Genomic DNA, 16,592 nt, shown 5'->3' with positions numbered 1-16,592 from the left:
AGCACACCACAGCCGGCGACGGTCACGCCGCGCGGACCGAAAATAGCATACACTGGCAAGCCGTTTCTGAAAGCTTCAATGAATCTCAGCTGGCAGTATGTGATATCGAATCAGCTCAGTGTATGCTATCTGACGAGAAACCCGTCCACCGGTCATGGGGGACGGGTTTCTCGGCGCGGTTTTGGCGTACGTGGCTAGCAGATCTTGACGACCCAGCCCTCGGGGCCGGCGATCTCGCCGTCCTGGATGCCGGTCAGGGTCTCGCGCAGCTTGGCCATGACGGGACCGACGTGCTCCATGCCGCCCTCGCCGAAGGTGACCTCGGTCTCGCCGTTCACGACCTTGCCAACCGGGGAGATCACGGCCGCCGTGCCGCACATGCCGCACTCCACGAACGCGCCCTCGGCCACCTCGGAGAACTTGACCGGGCGCTCCACCACGGTCATGCCGAGCATCTCCTGGGCCACCTGCACGAGGCTGCGGCGCGTGATCGACGGCAGGATGGAGTCCGTCGCGGACTGCGGCACCACGATCGTGCCCTCGCGGTCCACGAACATGAAGTTGGCGCCGCCGGACTCCTCCACGTAGGTGTGGGTCTGCGGGTCGAGGAACATGTTGTCCGCGAAGCCCTCGGCGTGCGCCTGGACGCTCGGGTAGAGGCTCATGGCGTAGTTGAGGCCGGCCTTGATGGCGCCGGTGCCGTGCGGGGCGGCGCGGTCGTACTCGGGGACCTTCACGGCGACCGGCTTGACGCCGCCGGAGTAGTACGGGCCCACCGGCGTCACGAGGATGCGGAACTGGTACTCGTCAGCCGGCTTCACGCCGATGACGTTGCCCGTGGCCACCATGAACGGGCGCACGTAGAGCGTGGCGCCCGAGCCGAAGGGCGGCACCCAGGCCTCGTTGGCCTTGACGACCATCTTGACGGCCTCGACGAACTTGTCCTCCGGGAAGGGCGGCATCACGATGCGGCGCGCGGAGTCGGCCATGCGGGAGGCGTTGAGGTCCGGGCGGAAGCAGACGATGTCGCCGTCCTTGGTGGTGTAGGCCTTGAGGCCCTCGAAGACCTCCTGGCAGTAGTGGAAGATGCCCGCGCACTCGGAGAGCGTGAGGGTGTGGTCGGTCGTGAGGCCGCCCTCCTCCCAGGCGCCGTCGCGATAGTTGCAGGCGTAGCTGTAGTCGGTGGGCTGGTAGGCAAAGCCGAGGCTGCCCCAGTCGATGTCCTTCTTCTCCATGTGCTGTCCCCTCGTGCCGGGTTTATGTGCTGCGGAAACGATAAACCCATTCAGGGCGAGAAGAACGTGCGGTTGCGGAGGTTGTAACATTGCGACGTCAACGACTATCGAGAAGAACGGGGCACACCATGCGCATGTTCCGCAACGACTACTCCGAGGGCGCCGCGCCCGAGATCCTGGCCGCGCTCGCCGCCACCAACGACGAGCAGACCGTCGGCTACACCGAGGGCGACCCGCACTGCGAGCGCGCCCGCGAGCTCATCCGCGCCGCGTGCGGCCGCGACGACGTGGACGTGGAGTTCTGCATCGGCGGCACCTCGGCAAACGTCATCGGCGTGACCGGCCTTTTGCGCGACTGGGAGGGCGCCGTCTGCACGAAGGACGCCCACATCAACGTGCACGAGACCGGCGCCGTGGCCGCGTGCGGGCGCACCGTGCTGCCCACGGACGACGCCGACGGCTTCCTCACGCCGGAGGCCGCCGAGCGCGTCTGGCGCTTCCAGACCTCGACGGGCCGCCACATGACGCGCCCGGGCTGCGTCTACATCTCCGACACCACCGAGCTCGGCGGCGTGTGGGACCGCGCGCGCTTCGACGCCATCTGCGACTGGGCGGACGAGAAGGGCCTGCCGGTGTTTCTCGACGGCGCGCGCCTGGGTTCGGCGCTGACCTCGCCGGCGGCGGGCGGCCTCACGCTCGAGCACATCGCGGCACGCTGCGGGGCCTTCTACATCGGCGGCACCAAGAACGGCATGCTCTTCGGCGAGGCCATGGTCATCGCCAACCCGCGCCTGCGCGAGGCCTTCCCATTCCTGCAGAAGGAGCGCGGCGGGCTGCTCGCCAAGGGGCGCCTTCTGGGCGTGCAGTTCGAGGCCGCGTTCGCGGCGGCGACCGACGGCGGCGAGGCCCTCTACTGGCGCCTGGCGAGAAACGCCAACGCGTGCGCGTTCCGCCTGCGCGAGGGGCTTATCAAGCTCGGCTTTGCGCCCTACGGCGAGGCACCCTCCAACCAGCAGTTCTTTGTCATGACGCCGGCGCAGCGCGACGCCTTCGAGGCCGCGTGCGGCTGCGAGACCTTCTACGAGCTGCCGGACGGCAACGTGGTGGCGCGCTTCGTCTGCTCCTGGGCCACGGCCGAGAAGGACGTGGACGAGCTGCTCGCCCTTGCCGCAAAACTTGCCTAAAAGGGGCCTGACCCCTTTTAGGCAAGCTCGAGGCCGAGGTAGGTGGTGATGACCTCGTCGGCGGCGGAGAGGTCCTGGACGACGGAGCAGCCGGCGTAGCCGATGGCGTGACATCCCGCCGCGCGGGCGGCCGCGATGCCCACAGCCGAGTCCTCGAAGACGACCGCCTCGGAGGGGTCCACCCCCAGAAGCCGCAACGCGAAGAGGTAGGGGTCGGGCTCCGGCTTGTGCCGCTCGACCATGTCGCCGAAGACCAGCGCGTCAAAGAGGTGCACGGTCCTCAGCCGGTCGAGCGCCACGAGCGGGCCGCGCGCCGGCGTGGTCGAGACCAGGCCCACCTTGACCCCGCGCGCCCGCAGGCCCTCCATGAGCTCGCGCGCGCCGGGCTCGAGGACCAGGTCGGCCTCCGCGTAGGTCCGGAAGCACCCGTTGCGAAGCGCCTCGTAGTCGTCATAGGTGTAGGGCGCGCCGTACTTCTCGAAGTAGCGCGGCACGATGACGGCGTCGTCCTCGCCCGCGAGCTCGTCGATGTCCTCGTCGGTCACGGGGACGCCCATCTCGAGCAGGATGCTGCGGGCGAGCTCCATGTTCTTGCTCTCGGTGTCGCAGAGCGTGCCGTCAAAGTCGAACAGCGCCGCCCTGATGCGCTCCGGTCGTGCCATGCCGCCCTCCCTGGGCCGTCCTTCTCGGCGTCCTTGCCCTCTGTCCTTCTCGCCCGTCCCGCTACAGCGCGAGGCCCACGAACGAGCCAGTCGCCTCGTCGGCCGCGCTCACGTCCTGGACGATGCCGCCGCCGGTGTAGGCGATCGTGTAGCAGCCGGCCGCCTTGGCCGAGCCGATGCCCGTCGGCGAGTCCTCCACGGCCACGCACGCCCCCGGCTCCACGCCGAGCAGCTCGGCCGCGCGCAGGTACGGGTCGGGCGCCGGCTTGCGCCGCTCGACCATGTCCCCGCACACGATGGCGTCGAAGCGGTCCAGGATGCCCAGGCGGGCGACGCCCGTGAGGATGCAGCGCGCCACCGTCATCGAGACCAGGCCCACCTTCACGCCACGCGAGCGCAGGTCGTCCAGGAGCTCGAGCGCGCCGGGCTCCAGCGCGAGGTCGGCCTCGGCGTAGGTGCGGTAGCAGTTGTCCCGCAGGTGCTCGTAGTCGTCGATCGTGCCGGCGACGCCGTAGCGCGCGAGAATCGGCGGGACCGTCCTGCGGTCCTCCCCGCCCGTGAGCACCTCGAGCTCGGACATCGGGACCTCGGCGCCCATCTGGCGGAGCACGTCCTGCACCAGACGGAGGTTCTCGACCTCGGTGTTGCAGAGCGTGCCGTCAAAGTCAAAGAGCACGGCGTCGATGCGCGCCGGACGTGCCATGCGAGCCTCCTTCTTGGCGTGGGGCGGACCGCCGCCAGTGTATCAGAGCGCGCGTTCTTCTCGCCGGTGCGAGCGCGCCGCCCCGGACGCGCCGGCGGCCCCGATGTCAAAGCATTTTGACGCAGGTGCGCGCCTTGGCCGAGCCCGCGACGGGTAGGATGGGGGCAGGGCCCGGGCGAAGGAGGGGTCATGGACGTCGGGACTCGCATACGCGAGCACCGCGAGGCGGCGGGCGTGCGCCAGGACGAGCTCGCCGAGCTCTGCCGCGTGAGCCGGCAGACCATCAGCAACTGGGAGCGCAACAAGACCCTGCCCGACATCGAGAGCCTCAAGGTCATGGCGCACGAGTTTGGCACCACGATCGATGCCCTCGTCGGCGACGATGTGCCGGAAATCAAGCGCCGGGCGGACGCGGACGCGCGCCAGCTGACCGCCCTCTTCCTCGCGGACACGCTGTGCTGGCTCTTCCTCGAGCTCGGGCTTGCCGGAAGCTGCTGGGACCTGCACCCCATCTTCTCCACGCTGCTCTGGAGCTACCTCACGTTCGCCGTCATCGGAGCCTGGCTGGTGCTCATCGTTGTCTCCTGGCGGCTCCGAAAGCGCCTCGGGCTCACCAACTACTACGAGCTGCTGCGCTACCTCGGCGAGCATCCTGCCCGCAACGGCACGCGGCTCACGCGCCTTGCCGAGAAGACCGTCGGCCAGTCACACGTGCTGCTGGGGATGGTCTTCTCCCTCATGGTCCTACAGCTCATCGCCTATTTTGGAGTGGTGCCGCTTCCGGTGGCGCTGGTGGCGAGCATCGGCTCCGGCGCGGCGTACGCGCGCGGCATGCGGAAGACCCAGCGCGAGGGCGGGCCGGTGGAGGTTCCCCTCCCGCCGCAGCGCTGAGGGCTCCCGCGCGCCGCGCCCGCTACCCCGCGAGCCGCGCCGCGAAGTCCGCCAGCGTGCCGGGGATGTCGATCTGCTGCGGGCACACCGCCGCGCAGCTCCCGCAGCCGATACAGGCGCCCGGGCGCTTGTCCTCGGGCAGCGTGCCCACGTACATGGCCGGGATGAACCCGCCGTCGCCGCCCGTGACCATCGCCTCGTTGTAGAGCTCGAGCAGCTTGGGGATGTCCAGGCCCATCGGGCAGTGGTCCGTGCAGTAGCGGCACGCCGTGCAGGGCACAGTGTGGCGGCCCAGCAGGTTGGCCGTCACGCGAGCCAGGGCCGCACGGTCCTGCTCGCCGAGCGGGCGCTCCTCGGAGAACGTGGCCACGTTCTGGCGCAGCTGCTCGAAGTCGGACATGCCGGAGAGCGTGACCACGACCTCGGGGATGCCCTGCACGAAGCGGAACGCCCATGCCGCAGGCGTCTCGTCCGGGCGCGTCTCGGCGAGAATCGCCGCGTTCCGGGGCGAGAGCCGCGCCAGCTTGCCGCCGCGCACGGGCTCCATGACCCACACGGGGATGCCGCGCTCGGCGAGCAGCTCCACCTTGGCGCGCGCGTTCTGGAACTCCCAGTCCAGGTAGTTGATCTGGAGCTGACAGAACTCCATGTGCTCGCCGTACGCGTCGAGGAAGCGCGTGAGGCACGGGAGGTCCCCGTGCGCCGAGAAGCCCAGGTGACGGATGCGCCCGGCCGCCTTCTGCGCGAGCAGGTAGTCGAGGATGCCGTGGGCGGGGTTGAGGTACTCGTCGACGTTCTTCTCGCACACGTTGTGGAAGAGGTAGAAGTCAAAGTGGCCGGCGCCGGTCTTGCGGAGCTGCTCCTCGAAGATCTCCTCGACCTTGCCCATGTTGGCCAGGTCGTAGCCCGGGAACTTGTCCGCCAGGTAGTAGGAGTTTCGCGGGTGGCGCGCGAGGGCGCGGCCGAGCACGACCTCCGATTGCCCGCCGTGGTAGCCCCATGCGGTGTCGAAGTAGTTCACGCCCTGCTCGAGCGCGTAGTCCACCATCTGGTCGACGGCCGCCTGGTCCGGCTCGGAGTCGCTGCCGTCCACGCACGGCAGGCGCATTGCCCCGAACCCCAGCCGAGAAAGGCTCAGCCCCCGGAAGTCCCGATACAGCATGCGTATCCCCTCTCAACAAGCGACGCTACGTCACTAGTGAGTATACCGTCGCGACGTCGCCCGCCTCCCGACGAATTAACGTACAGAATTCGACATGTACGTTATTTTCAACTGGCCATATAGATAGTTGTGCTTATTTCTGCACGTTATCCGCCCGCCGCCAACCCCACCCTCTCGGCAAGAGAAACCGCCCAGAGTCGGCCGCCCAAGGCGAGGACCCCCGGCCTTCCAAGCAGGATCTTCCGCGAAGCGCAGTCCTGCGTGAAGGTCGAGGGTCCTCGCCTTGGGCTGACACCCGCGCGATGGACGTTCTTCTCGCCCTCTACGCGTCCTTCATGATGATGTCGCGCACGATGCCGGAGACGCGGTCGCACGCGTCCAGGCAGAGCTCCATGCGGTCGAAGATGCGCAGCCACGTGACCGCGTACTTGCCGCTCGCGTCCTCCTCGTCGGAGAAGAGGCGGCGCAGCGCCTTCTGGTAGACGGTGTCGCCCTCGTCCTCCACCGTGCCGATCTCGATGGCCTTCTCCAGCACCACGCGGTCCTTCTTGTAGTCGGGGAGATGGTTGATCATCTGCTGCATCTCGTGGACGGCGCGGACCGTGAGCTCGGAGATCTGCTTGGCCTCGATGCGCAGGTCGCCGATGTTGAAGAGGTCGAGGCGCACCGCCACGCCGTACATGGAGTCCACGACGTCGTCCATCGCCAGCGCCAGGCTGGAGATGTCCTCGCGGTCGATCGGGGTGATGAAGGAGGTGTAGAGCTTGGCCATGATGGCCTTCACGCGCTCGTCACAGGTGGACTCGTAGACCTTCATCTGCGGGATGGAGCTCATGGACTCTGGGAACTCGCAGATGATCTTGTGGTACTCGTCCGCCGCCTCGACGATGAGGGCCGCGAACTCCTTGAGCATGGTGTAGAACTCGTCTTCCTTCTTGATGCGGGGCATGTGGACTCCTTTGTCTTGAGCGGGCGAGAAGGACGTGCGGCCGTCGCGCGAACGGACGGCCTAGAACAGGACCAGGAAGAGCTTGGCGAGGACGAAGCCGATGACGCCGCAGCCCGGGAACGTGAAGACCCAGGTGAGGACCATCTCCTTGGCGACGCCCCAGTTGACGGACTTGGGGTCCTTGGCGGCGCCGGCGCCCATGATCGCGGCGGTCTTGGTGTGGGTGGTGGAGACGGGAAGGCCGGTGAGTGTGGCGATGAGCAGGCTCGCCGTGGCGGACACGGAGGCAGCAAAGCCCTGGTACTTGTCCAGGCGCACCATCTCCATGCCAACCTTCTTGATGATCTTCTTGCCGCCGACAGCCGTGCCGATGGCCATGACCGCGGCGCAGAGCACCATGATCCAGAGCGGGAAGCCGCCCATCTCCCCCACCGTCATGTCGAGCGAGAGCGCGATGGCGAGCATGGCGGTGGACATGAACTTCTGGCCGTCCTGCGCGCCGTGCATGAGGGCCACGCCGGCGGCGCCGAGCACCTGCATGCGGCCGAAGAAGTTGTTGGCCGTGCGGCGGTCGGCGTTCTTGCAGGCAATCGGGATGATCTTGGAGATGACCCAGCCGGCGAGAAAGCCCAGCACCGTGGAGAGCACGAGGCCGTAGATGACCTTGATCCACTCCGCGCCGTTCACGCCGTCGAGGCCGCCGGAGACCGCGAGCGCGGCGCCGGTGAGGCCGGCGATCAGCGCGTGGCTCTCCGAGGTGGGGATGCCAAAGAGCCAGGCGCCCACGCCCCAGGCCACGATGCCTACCGTGGCGGCCGCGAGCGCGATGAGCGCGGCGTGAGTGTCCCCGCCGAAGTCCACCATGCCGGAGATCGTGTCCGCGACGGCGGTGGAGATGAACGACATCAACACGAGGCCCACGAAGTTGCAGATGACCGACATGAGAATCGCCGAGTCCACGTTGATGGAGCGGGTGCCCACGGGCTCGGCGATGGCGTTGGCCGCGTCGGTGGCACCGTTGACGAAGATGGTGCCCATGACGAGGGCCATGACGACGATCAGAAAGGGATTGCTCGACAGGACGCCGAGGAACTGCTCAAAGCTAATCAAGGGCGCACTCGCTTCCTTCGCGACCGCGGGGAGCGGCCAATTGTCACAGCTTTGTAAACGCCCGATAAGGATAGCGTAAACCTGAAGGTCGCAGAGCCGAGAAGGGCTGCGGCGGCGGCGCGCTCGCCCGACCCTTACAATCCCCTTACAAAACGGAACGGGTTCAGATCAGCCGCTCGTTTGAGCCTGTCGCGCTTATGCAAAAAGGCCGCCGGGCGAGAAACCCGACGGCCTGCACTTACGCTGGAGCCAGCTACCAGACTCGAACTGGTGACCCCCGCTTTACGAGAGCGGTGCTCTACCAACTGAGCTAAGCTGGCGTAAGCGGCTAACTACTATACGAGAAGAACGGGCGGCGCGCAAGCCTCGTTTTTCTCGCCCGGCGAGCGGGGCGCAGTGGGGCCCGGCTTCCGGGAATCGCCGGGGTTGTCGCGGGTGCTTCTAGGAAACACGGGGGTTGTCACGAGCGCTTCTAAGAATCGCTGGGGTTGTCACGAGCGCTTCTAGGAATCGTTGAACTTGTCGCGCGCGACTCTAGGAATCGCAGGGATTGGCGCAAAACGGTCCGAGAATCGCCGGGGCTGGACCATGTTTGGCCGCCCACGGCGCGCAACCTCCCGGATTCCGGGACGCGCGCGGGACAAGGGCCCCGATTCCAAGACGCCACCGGAACAAGGCCCCGGATTCCGGGACGACCCACGACCCGCGACCCGCCCCGCCCTACAGCAGCCGCAGGACGCCCCGGACGAGACGCTCGAAGTCCTCGGCCCGCTCCCCCGCCGCCGCGAGCACGGTCTCGTGAGAGACCGCCGGCGCGCCGGACTCGTTGGCCGCGAGCGTGAGCCCGAGCACGTGCATCCCGAGCGCCTTGGCCATGATGACCTCGTTCACCGTGGACATGCCCACGTAGGAGACGCCGAGCGCGCGCAGGGCCGCCACCTCGGCGGGCGTCTCGAAGCACGGGCCGAGCACGCCTGCGTAGACTCCCTCGTCCACGTGGATCCCCAGGTCGTCCGCCACGCCGCGCGCGAGCGTGCGCAGGTAGGGCGAGAAGGCCTCGTTCATGTCCACGAACGGGCTCTCCACGTCGCGCAGGCCCTCCCACTCGGCGAGCGGGTTGCGCCCGGTGAGGTTGATCTGGTCGGTCAGGATGCCCAGGCCCACTTCGGCGTTGCCCGGCACCGCGCCCGTGGCGCAGGCGAAGATGATGTCGCGGCAGCCCAGGTGGTGCGCGTGGCGCACGAGCGCGGTCACCTCGGCGGCGGAGTAGCCCTGGTAGAGGTGGATGCGCCCGGGGTAGACCACCACGGGGACGTCGTCGATCGTGCCGACCGTGGCCTCGAAGCTGTGGCCGGCCACGGGGCGCGCGGAGAGCGGGAAGCCCTCGATGTCGCGGTAGTCGATCCGGCGCACCGGGCGCACGAGGCTCCCCAGATGCCCGAGGCCGCTCCCCAGGACGATGGCGACGGGATGCTCCACGCTCGGCTTGCACGCGCGCACGGTTTCTTCGGTGACCACGCAGACCCCCTCCTTCTCGAGCCGCTCGGCGAAGACGCCCTGGCCCGAAACGAGCCTTCCGGTATAGGTCCCATCGTAGACGAGGCCGACGCCGCAGGAGGGGCTCTTCGCCTTGAGCACCGCCAGCGGGACCGGCCGGCGGCGGACGGCGGAGAGCGAGACCTCCGCCCCCCGGGCAAAGTCCTCGGTCACGTCCCGCCCGTCGGCGAGAAGGACGCGCCCGTCCCGCTGCTCGGCCGGCGGGCGCGGCACGGGCAGTCCCGAGGCCGTCTCCGGGCACACGCGCACGACGTCGACCTTCCTCGCAAGCTCGCGCACCTCCGCGCACGGCTTGGAGCCCCCGTCGTAGCGGACGGGGGCCCCGAGCAGACATGCGCTGATCGCGACGCGCACGCCCTACTCCGCGAGCGAGCCGAGCTGGATGGTCGCGTTGGAGAGCAGACCGTCCGTGTAGGCGGAGAGCTCGGCGGAAACCTGGTTGTAGGCCTCCTGGTACGCGCTCGCCGCGACGCTGTAGGCGGCGCTGGCGGCCGCGTACGTGGCGCCCTCGTCGGAGATGTCGTAGCCCGAGAGCGTGGCGTAGTAGGTGCCGTCCGTGCGGGCCCAGTCGTCGGCCTCGGCGTCCCACTCGTCGCCGAGCAGGCCGATCACGTACTGGGCGTACTCGGCCGTGGGCGTGTCCTCCTCGCCCTCGGCGGGCTCGGCGGGCTGCGCGGGCGCCTCGGGGAGCGTCGTGCCGGCGACCTCGTCCTGGAGCTTGCGCATCACGACGGCGTTGGCGACCGTCTCGCGCGCCGCGTCCTCGCTGATCCCCCAGCTCGAGGCGAGCGTCGCGAGGTCGGTGCCAAAGGAGCTCGTCACGAACTCGTCGATCTCGTCGTCGGAGGCCGTGATGCCGCGGGACTCGGCGTCGTCGAGGATGATCTGGTTCTGGGCGTAGGTGAGCACGGCGCTCGCGGAGGGCACGTCGTAGGTGCCGTCCTCGTTGGCGGCGATCTCGCCGCCGGCCGACTCCTCGAGGACCTCGCGCGCCGTCACGGGCACGGTGCGGCCGTCCACGGTGTAGGTGGCGATGGTGCTGTCGAGCTCGCCCGCCGAGAGGGTCGTGCGGCCCGCCAGCGAGATCGTGCCCAGCCCGCCGAGCAGGAAGTGGCCGGCGAGCACGCCCACCACGAGCGCGGCCACCGTGACGGCGACCCACGCCGGGGTCGGCAGGCCCCGCCCGGGCGCGGGCGCGCCTTTCACGAGGTGCTTCTCGCCGCCCTTTCGGGCGCCCTTCTCGTCGGTCTTGTCGACGTCCTTCTCGACGTCCCTATCGGTCTTTTCCATGTCCGTCCCCCATCACGTGGTCGAAGTCCGCGCCCTACTCGAGCGCCTGAAGAATCTCTGCCGAGAAGGTCTTGATGTAGCCGCTGCCGCTCTCCGCGTCAAAGCGCACGCGCGCGGCGAGCGCCTGCTTGGTCGCCTCGGAGGCGTCCCCGCGCGCGAGGCCGAGAAGCGCGGCGAGCATGTCGCGGTACTCGGCGTCGCCGTGGTAGCACTGGATGGCCTCGTCGAGCAGCGACCACGCGCGCTCGGAGCGCTCCGGGGAGCTGGCCCCGTAGCGGCACAGGAAGACGAAGGCCGCCAGGCGCACCGTCGCCGAGCCGTCATCGAAGAGCGACGCCTCGGCGCCGTCGAAGGCCTCCGTCACGGCGTCCGGGTCCACGCTGGCGATGGCCGTGAGCGCGTCGAGCACCTCCCAGCGCGTCTGCGCCTCGGGGCGATAGAGGGCGTCGACAAGGGCGTCCACCTGCGGGACCATGAGGTCGGGGTGGGCCTTGGCGACGATGGCGAGCTGGTGGGCCACCTCCTGGCGCCTCCGGCGGCTCGCGCCCGAGAGCTCCTCGACGAGGGCCGACACCTGAGCGTCGTCAGTTACTGCCATGTCCGATCAGTTCCTTTCTCCCTACTCGCAGAACCCGTCGACCACGGCCGTGCCGCTCTTGGGGTCCTGGTGAATCTCTATGAAGCCGAGCTTGGACGCCTCGCGCAGGAGCGCCGTGAACGAGCGGTAGCCGTAGCTCCCCTCGGAGAACTGCGGGCGCTTGCGCTTCATCGTGTCCTTGAGGCGCGACGCCAGGATGAAGGAGTCGCTCTCGCGCTGCAGGGCGTCAATCGTCTCGAAGAGCAGTTGGTAGCAGTCCCGCTTGTCCTTGGGCACCTTGGACGAGAAGTCCGGGATGCCCGGGCCGCGCGTGATGTCCTCGTAGAAGATGAACTCGTCGCAGACCTCGGTGAGCAGGCTGGACGTGGCGTCCTTCATGCCGACGCCGATGACCGTCTTGCCAAACTCCTTGAGCTTGGAGACGAGCGGCGAGAAGTCCGAGTCGCCGGAGAGGATGGCGAAGGTGTCGATGTGGTCCTTGGTGAGGCAGATCTCCATCGCGTCCACGGCGAGGCGGATGTCGGCGGAGTTCTTGCCGGTGTAGGCGCGGTCCGGGATCTCGATGAGCTCGATGCCGAGCTCGTGCAGGGGCGTGACGGCGGTCTCGAAGCGCTGCCAGTCGCAGTATGCGCGCTTGGCCGTGATGCGGCCCTTGTCGACGAGGCGCTCGAGGATGAGCTTGACGTCGGGAAGCGGCCCGGGCTCCTGGTGGCCGTTGCGCTTGCGGCGGCCCGTCCCCAGGGCCAGGTTCTCGTAGTCGATGAGCACCGCGATGGAGCTCTGCGGGTTGTCGGTCGTGTTCATGTACCCACTCTCAAAACGTGCCAAAAAGGGGTCAGACCCCTTTTAGGCATCTTTCTTCTTGTCGTCGGCGACGCTGATCAGCTCGGGCTCGGGGGTGCCGTCGCGGCGGGCGCGGCGGGCGGCCTCGGCGCGCTTGCCGTTCTCGGAGCGCCTGAGCTGGTCCTTGTTGACGCGGAAGTAGCGGTCGTGTGCCTTCCACGGGCCCACGGACTCGCCGAAGCCCATCTTGAGGCCGGCCACGATGCCGCCGATGAGGCCGATCGCCAGCACCACGAGCACCGGGAACGGCGTGAGCATCGCGATCGCGCAGGCGACGGCGCCCAGAAGCAGCGTCACCACGTTGGCGACGACGTACTCGCGCTTGGTGACGCAGCGGCCGGCGAGCCGCTCGCCCACGCCCACGCCGGTGACCGTGCCAAAGAGGAGGAACATCAGGGCGAAGACGGCCCCCGCGATCTCCCCAGACACTACGCGTTCCCCTCGTGGTCGTGGCAGTGGCACTCGTGCTCGCCGTGGTGGTGGCCGTGGCCGCCGCAGCACTCGTGGTCGTCGTCACCGTGGTCATGCCCGCAGCAGCACTCGTGGTCGTCGTCCTCCTCGCCCTGCTCGAGCAGCGACCAGTCGAGGCCGGCCGCCGCGCAGGTGCCCTCCTCCTGGTAGAGCAGGGTCAGCGCCTGCGTGCCCATGCGCGCGCCGCCGATCTGGCAGAGCATGTCGAAGAGCGTGAAGGCCGTCTCGGCGCCCGGCAGCGTGATGTCGAGGTCCTCGGAGCGCTGGAGGGCGAGCGCGATGTCCTTGCGCAGGTGCTCGGCGAGAAACCCGGGCTTGTAGTCGCCCGCGAGCGACTTGGGCGCCAGGGTCTTGGACGCGCCGGAGCCGCCCGTGCCGGACGCCATGACCTCGAGGACCTTCTCGGCGTCGATGCCGGACTGCTCCGCGAGCGCGAGCGCGTCCGCGTAGCCCACCATGCAGGAGGCGAGGCTCACCTGGTTGCAGAGCTTGGCCGTCTGACCGCCGCCCGGCTGGTCGAAGAAGAACCGCCGGGACGAGAAGGACTCCAACAGGGGGAGCACCGGCGCCACGTCCTTCTCGGCCGCGCCGATGATGAGCGTGAGGGTGCCGTCGATCGCGCCCTGCTCGCCGCCCGTGACCGGGCAGTCGAAGGCGTGCTTGTCCTCGACCTCGGCGGCGTCGTGGATGTCACGCGCGAGCTGCGGGGAGCTCGTGGTGAGGTCGATGAGCCAGGCGCCCTTCTTGGCGGCGCGGATGAGGCCGTCGGTGGCCAGGTAGACGTCCTCGACGTCGGTGGGATAGCCGACCATCGTGAAGACCACGTCGGCGTCCGCAGCGGCCTCGGCGGGGCTGTCCGCCCAACGGGCGCCCCGGGCGAGAAGGTCCTCGGCCTTGGCGCGCGTGCGGTTGTGCACCGTGAGGTCGTAGCCCGCGTCCATGAGGTGGCCGGCGATGCGGGCGCCCATGATGCCGGTGCCGATGAAGGCGACGTTCTTGATCTGCAAGTCAATTCCTTTCTGCATGCGGGACGGGCTCGGCGGCAGGGAGCGTCCCGCCACCGCGCCCGCCCGTGAGGCTACTGCCCGCGGACCTTGCGGGCGATCTTGTCGGTGAACGAGAGGTTCTCGCGGCGGTCCTTGCCCCAGAAGAGCAGCGCCACCATGCCGGGGCCCACGTGCGCGCCGATGACGGGACCGACGGAGCTGTAGATGATGGGCACGTCCTCACAGCCGGGCTCGCGGTGGACCTGGTCGGCGAGCCAGCGCGCGTCCTTCTCGGCGTCTGCGGAGACGATGGCCATCGGGAGCTTCTCGTCGCCGCCCTCGGCACCGAGGTAGTTGGCCTTGAAGTCGGCGATGATCGCGCGCAGGGCCTTCTTGCGGCCGCGGCACATGCCGCGCAGCGTGAGGGCGCCGTTGGTGTCGTAGGAGAGCTCGGGCTTGATGTCGAGCTTGCCGCCCACCGTGGCGGCCGCCGGCGGGATGCGCCCGCCGCGCGCAAGCGCGTCGAAGGACTCCAGCGTGAAGTAGCCGTGAACGTAGTAGCGAGCCTCCTCCGCCCAGGCGGCGAGCTCGGCGGCGGTGAGGCCGTTTGCGGCCTGGCGCACGGCCTCGATGGCGAGAAGCTCGGCGGCGGCAGACGGGCACACGTTGTCGATGACGTGGATCTCGAAGCCCGGGTGGCTCTCGCGCACCATGTCGGCCGCCTGGCGCGCCGCGTCCACGCTCGAGGAGAGGCCGCGCGTGAAGGCCAGGTAGACCGTCGGCGTGCCCTCCTCGGCGGCGCGCTCGAAGACCTCGAGGTAGTGGCCCGGCGTCACCGCCGAAGTGGTGGCCACCTCGCCGGCGCGCATGCGGTCGTAGAACTCCTTGGCGGACATGGTCTGCCAGAGGTCGTCGGGGTGCTCCTCGCCGCCCATGACGTAGGTGAAGTTCACGACCTCCACGCCCAGGGCGCGGGCCACCTCCGGCGCGAAGTCCGCGCAGGAGTCCACGATGATTCTGACGTTTGACTTGCGGTGATAGGCGCGGCCCAGGCGCGCAGCCTCCTGCGACGCCTGGGCGTTGTCGGCGCCCGCCTCGGAGGGGGCGCCGACGCTCATGTTGTTCTCGGCTTCCTGGCTACTGCTCATTCTCTTCCTCGATCTTGGGCTTGATGATGCCGTACCCGCCGTTCTTGCGGTGGTAGATGACGTTGGTGAGGCCGGTCGTGGCGTTGGTGAAGACGTAGAAGTCGTGGCCGAGAAGGTCGGTCTGGACGAGCGCCTCCTCTTCGGTCATGGGCACGAGGTCGACGTACTTCTCGCGCACGAGCTGGTCGTCCTCGGTCTCGTCCGGGCCAGGCTCGATGAGGGCGGCGAGGTCCTCCTGGGTGACGGTGCCCGCCTTGGCCTGCTGCATGCGCTGGCGTCGGTCGATGACGCGGGTCTTGTACTTGCGGAGCTGGCGGGTGACCTTGTCGGCCGCCTCGTCGATGGCGGAGAACATGTCGTCGGAGCTGGCCACCACGCGCACGACGTTGTCGCGCACGAAGACGGTGACCTCGCAGGCCTTGCGCTCGGGGTTGGAGGGGTTCTTGTCGACGCGGAGCACCACGTCGCAGGTCATGGGCTTGATGTCGAACACCCTGAGGGCGTTGCCCACCTTCTCCTCCACGTGCTCGCGCAGCGAGTCAGACACGCCGACCTTGCGGCCCGAGATCTTGATGTCCACCATGCGAACCTCCTTACGGTTGGGACGCGCCGGGGCGCCTGGGCTCTGCGGCCCGACCCCCGGCCCTAGGACACTCATACCCACTCCGGCGCCCCGTCAGCGCGGGACGGCCCGAGCGGACGAACCTACTCGGCGGGCGTCCCCGTCTCCGGGGCGTCCACCGGCGCGGCGTCGGCCTGCGCGCCCGCGTCGGCCTCCGTGCCCGCGTCGGCGCCCTCCTCGGAGCCCTCCTCCGGCGCCGGCTCCTCGGGACGCTCCGTGAGCCCCACGATCTTGCTCTCGGCCGTGAGGGCGGGAAGGCCCCCCACCCAGCGCGCACGGGCGATGTCAGCGACGCCGTTGCCCTGGACGGTCTCGAGCGCGGACTGCACCGCAGTCTGGAGCTCGGTGCCGCTCACGGCAACGCCCACGGACTCGGGCTCGTCGAGGATGCCGGCGAACGAGACGTCGGAGTAGGCGGCGGCGAGGTAGGCGCCCGCGTAGGCGTCGCAGACCACGTACTGGACCGTCCCCTCCTCGAGCGCCTCGAAGGCCTCGTTGAGGTTGGTGAAGGGCGTGCGCGTGACGCTCAGGTCGTAGTCGTCGAGGGTGACGGCCGAGACGGACCCCTCCTGGAGGCCGACCGTGGCCCCGTCCAGGTCGGAGGCGTCGATCGGCGCCGTGACGTCGCCGCGCGTGAAGAGGCCCGTGGCGGTCTGGGCATAGCCACCCACCACGGAGGCGTCGCCCGCGTCGTCCGCCGCGACGCCCATGACGACGTCGCAGGTGTCCGTAAGCGCGGAGGAGACGTCGCTGACCGGCACGAACGTGACCGACGAGAGGCCCAGCTCGTCGGCGAGCGCGTAGGCCGTGTCGACGTCGATGCCGGTCTGGGTCCCGTCAGCGGTCGTGATCGCGAGCGGAGCGGCCTGGTCGGTGGGGATGCCCACCGTGAGCGTGCCCGCCTGCTTGAGCGAGGAGTCCGCGACCACGGGGGCGAGCTCGGAGCGACGGGCCTCGCGCGCCTCGCCGACCGAGGGGACGCCGATGAAATCGTCCAGATCGACCGGGCCCACGGAGCAGCCCGCGAGCCCCCCGGCAGCCAGCAGCGCCACAGCGAGCGCGCAGATGCGCTGACGCGTCATGTTACGACCCCTTCCCTCGTCGCCCTCGTCGTCTCACCCAGCTGACCTGGTCTTTGACCCCACACTCGCGCACCGGGGGCTTCGCTTCCGACGCCGCGG

At 69.0% G+C, this 16,592-nt stretch carries 17 protein-coding genes and 1 tRNA gene; 2 read left to right on the top strand and 16 right to left on the bottom strand.

Annotation, left to right across the window (positions count from 1 at the left end; translation table 11 throughout):
* Positions 1-194: 194 nt before the first annotated feature.
* Positions 195-1,235 (bottom strand): branched-chain amino acid aminotransferase, encoded by a 1,041-nt coding sequence (locus tag H6A07_RS04145; protein WP_204813662.1) that lies wholly within the window; start codon positions 1,233-1,235, stop codon positions 195-197.
* Between the two features lie 128 nt (positions 1,236-1,363).
* Here H6A07_RS04145 and H6A07_RS04140 point away from each other — a divergent pair, with 128 nt between their 5' ends.
* Positions 1,364-2,419: a threonine aldolase family protein gene (locus H6A07_RS04140; protein WP_204813661.1), complete on the top strand. Its 1,056-nt coding sequence runs from the start codon at positions 1,364-1,366 to the stop codon at positions 2,417-2,419.
* Positions 2,420-2,436: 17 nt separating this feature from the next.
* On the opposite strand, the gene H6A07_RS04135 is transcribed toward H6A07_RS04140, so the two are convergent.
* A complete protein-coding gene (locus H6A07_RS04135; RefSeq protein ID WP_204813660.1) occupies positions 2,437-3,081 on the bottom strand; it encodes an HAD family hydrolase in 645 nt (214 codons plus the stop codon).
* Positions 3,082-3,142: 61 nt separating this feature from the next.
* The gene (locus H6A07_RS04130) at positions 3,143-3,784 is read right to left on the bottom strand and encodes an HAD family hydrolase (protein WP_204813659.1); all 642 of its coding nucleotides are present in this window, start codon (positions 3,782-3,784) and stop codon (positions 3,143-3,145) included.
* A 189-nt stretch (positions 3,785-3,973) separates the two neighbouring features.
* On the opposite strand from H6A07_RS04130, the gene H6A07_RS04125 reads away from it, so the two are divergent.
* Entirely contained in the window at positions 3,974-4,675 is a 702-nt protein-coding gene (locus H6A07_RS04125) for a helix-turn-helix domain-containing protein (protein ID WP_204813658.1), read from the top strand.
* Between the two features lie 22 nt (positions 4,676-4,697).
* Here H6A07_RS04125 and H6A07_RS04120 read toward each other — a convergent pair whose 3' ends face one another.
* From H6A07_RS04120 to H6A07_RS04060, 13 genes are all read right to left on the bottom strand, one after another.
* Positions 4,698-5,837, bottom strand: coding sequence for an aldo/keto reductase (locus tag H6A07_RS04120; protein WP_204813657.1), 1,140 nt, complete (start codon positions 5,835-5,837; stop codon positions 4,698-4,700).
* Positions 5,838-6,159: 322 nt separating this feature from the next.
* Positions 6,160-6,786, bottom strand: a complete 627-nt coding sequence (locus H6A07_RS04115) for a DUF47 domain-containing protein (protein WP_204813656.1) — start codon at positions 6,784-6,786, stop codon at positions 6,160-6,162.
* Between the two features lie 60 nt (positions 6,787-6,846).
* Positions 6,847-7,896: an inorganic phosphate transporter gene (locus tag H6A07_RS04110; protein ID WP_204813655.1), complete on the bottom strand. Its 1,050-nt coding sequence runs from the start codon at positions 7,894-7,896 to the stop codon at positions 6,847-6,849.
* 244 nt (positions 7,897-8,140) lie between these two features.
* Positions 8,141-8,216, bottom strand: a tRNA-Thr gene (locus H6A07_RS04105).
* A 400-nt stretch (positions 8,217-8,616) separates the two neighbouring features.
* The gene (locus H6A07_RS04100) at positions 8,617-9,807 is read right to left on the bottom strand and encodes a purine-nucleoside phosphorylase (RefSeq protein ID WP_204813654.1); all 1,191 of its coding nucleotides are present in this window, start codon (positions 9,805-9,807) and stop codon (positions 8,617-8,619) included.
* Positions 9,808-9,810: 3 nt separating this feature from the next.
* Positions 9,811-10,743, bottom strand: coding sequence for a hypothetical protein (locus tag H6A07_RS04095; RefSeq protein WP_204813653.1), 933 nt, complete (start codon positions 10,741-10,743; stop codon positions 9,811-9,813).
* A 34-nt stretch (positions 10,744-10,777) separates the two neighbouring features.
* The gene (locus H6A07_RS04090; RefSeq protein ID WP_204813652.1) at positions 10,778-11,341 is read right to left on the bottom strand and encodes a hypothetical protein; all 564 of its coding nucleotides are present in this window, start codon (positions 11,339-11,341) and stop codon (positions 10,778-10,780) included.
* Positions 11,342-11,362: 21 nt separating this feature from the next.
* Entirely contained in the window at positions 11,363-12,145 is a 783-nt protein-coding gene (locus tag H6A07_RS04085) for an NYN domain-containing protein (RefSeq protein ID WP_204813651.1), read from the bottom strand.
* A gap of 42 nt (positions 12,146-12,187) precedes the next feature.
* Positions 12,188-12,613, bottom strand: a complete 426-nt coding sequence (locus H6A07_RS04080; RefSeq protein WP_342636553.1) for a hypothetical protein — start codon at positions 12,611-12,613, stop codon at positions 12,188-12,190.
* On the bottom strand, positions 12,613-13,680 hold the full coding sequence (locus tag H6A07_RS04075) for an NAD(P)-dependent oxidoreductase (RefSeq protein ID WP_204813650.1): 1,068 nt from the start codon (positions 13,678-13,680) through the stop codon (positions 12,613-12,615). The genes H6A07_RS04080 and H6A07_RS04075 overlap by 1 nt, the downstream gene beginning before the upstream one ends.
* A 53-nt stretch (positions 13,681-13,733) precedes the next feature.
* Positions 13,734-14,789 carry a DegV family protein gene (locus H6A07_RS04070; RefSeq protein ID WP_239471048.1) on the bottom strand — a complete coding sequence of 352 codons (1,056 nt, stop codon included), beginning with the start codon at positions 14,787-14,789 and terminating at the stop codon, positions 13,734-13,736.
* On the bottom strand, positions 14,779-15,372 hold the full coding sequence (hpf, locus tag H6A07_RS04065) for a ribosome hibernation-promoting factor, HPF/YfiA family (RefSeq protein ID WP_204813649.1): 594 nt from the start codon (positions 15,370-15,372) through the stop codon (positions 14,779-14,781). The genes H6A07_RS04070 and hpf overlap by 11 nt, the downstream gene beginning before the upstream one ends.
* A 122-nt stretch (positions 15,373-15,494) precedes the next feature.
* Complete coding sequence (locus tag H6A07_RS04060) at positions 15,495-16,493, bottom strand: substrate-binding periplasmic protein (RefSeq protein ID WP_204813648.1); 999 nt, start codon at positions 16,491-16,493, stop codon at positions 15,495-15,497.
* Between the last annotated feature and the right edge of the window lie 99 nt (positions 16,494-16,592).

This window comes from Olsenella uli (assembly GCF_016899935.1).
Taxonomy (GTDB): Bacteria; Actinomycetota; Coriobacteriia; order Coriobacteriales; family Atopobiaceae; genus Thermophilibacter; species Thermophilibacter uli_B.
The sequence above is the reverse complement of the archived record's forward strand: the minus strand, read 5'-3'. Positions and strand labels throughout refer to the sequence as shown.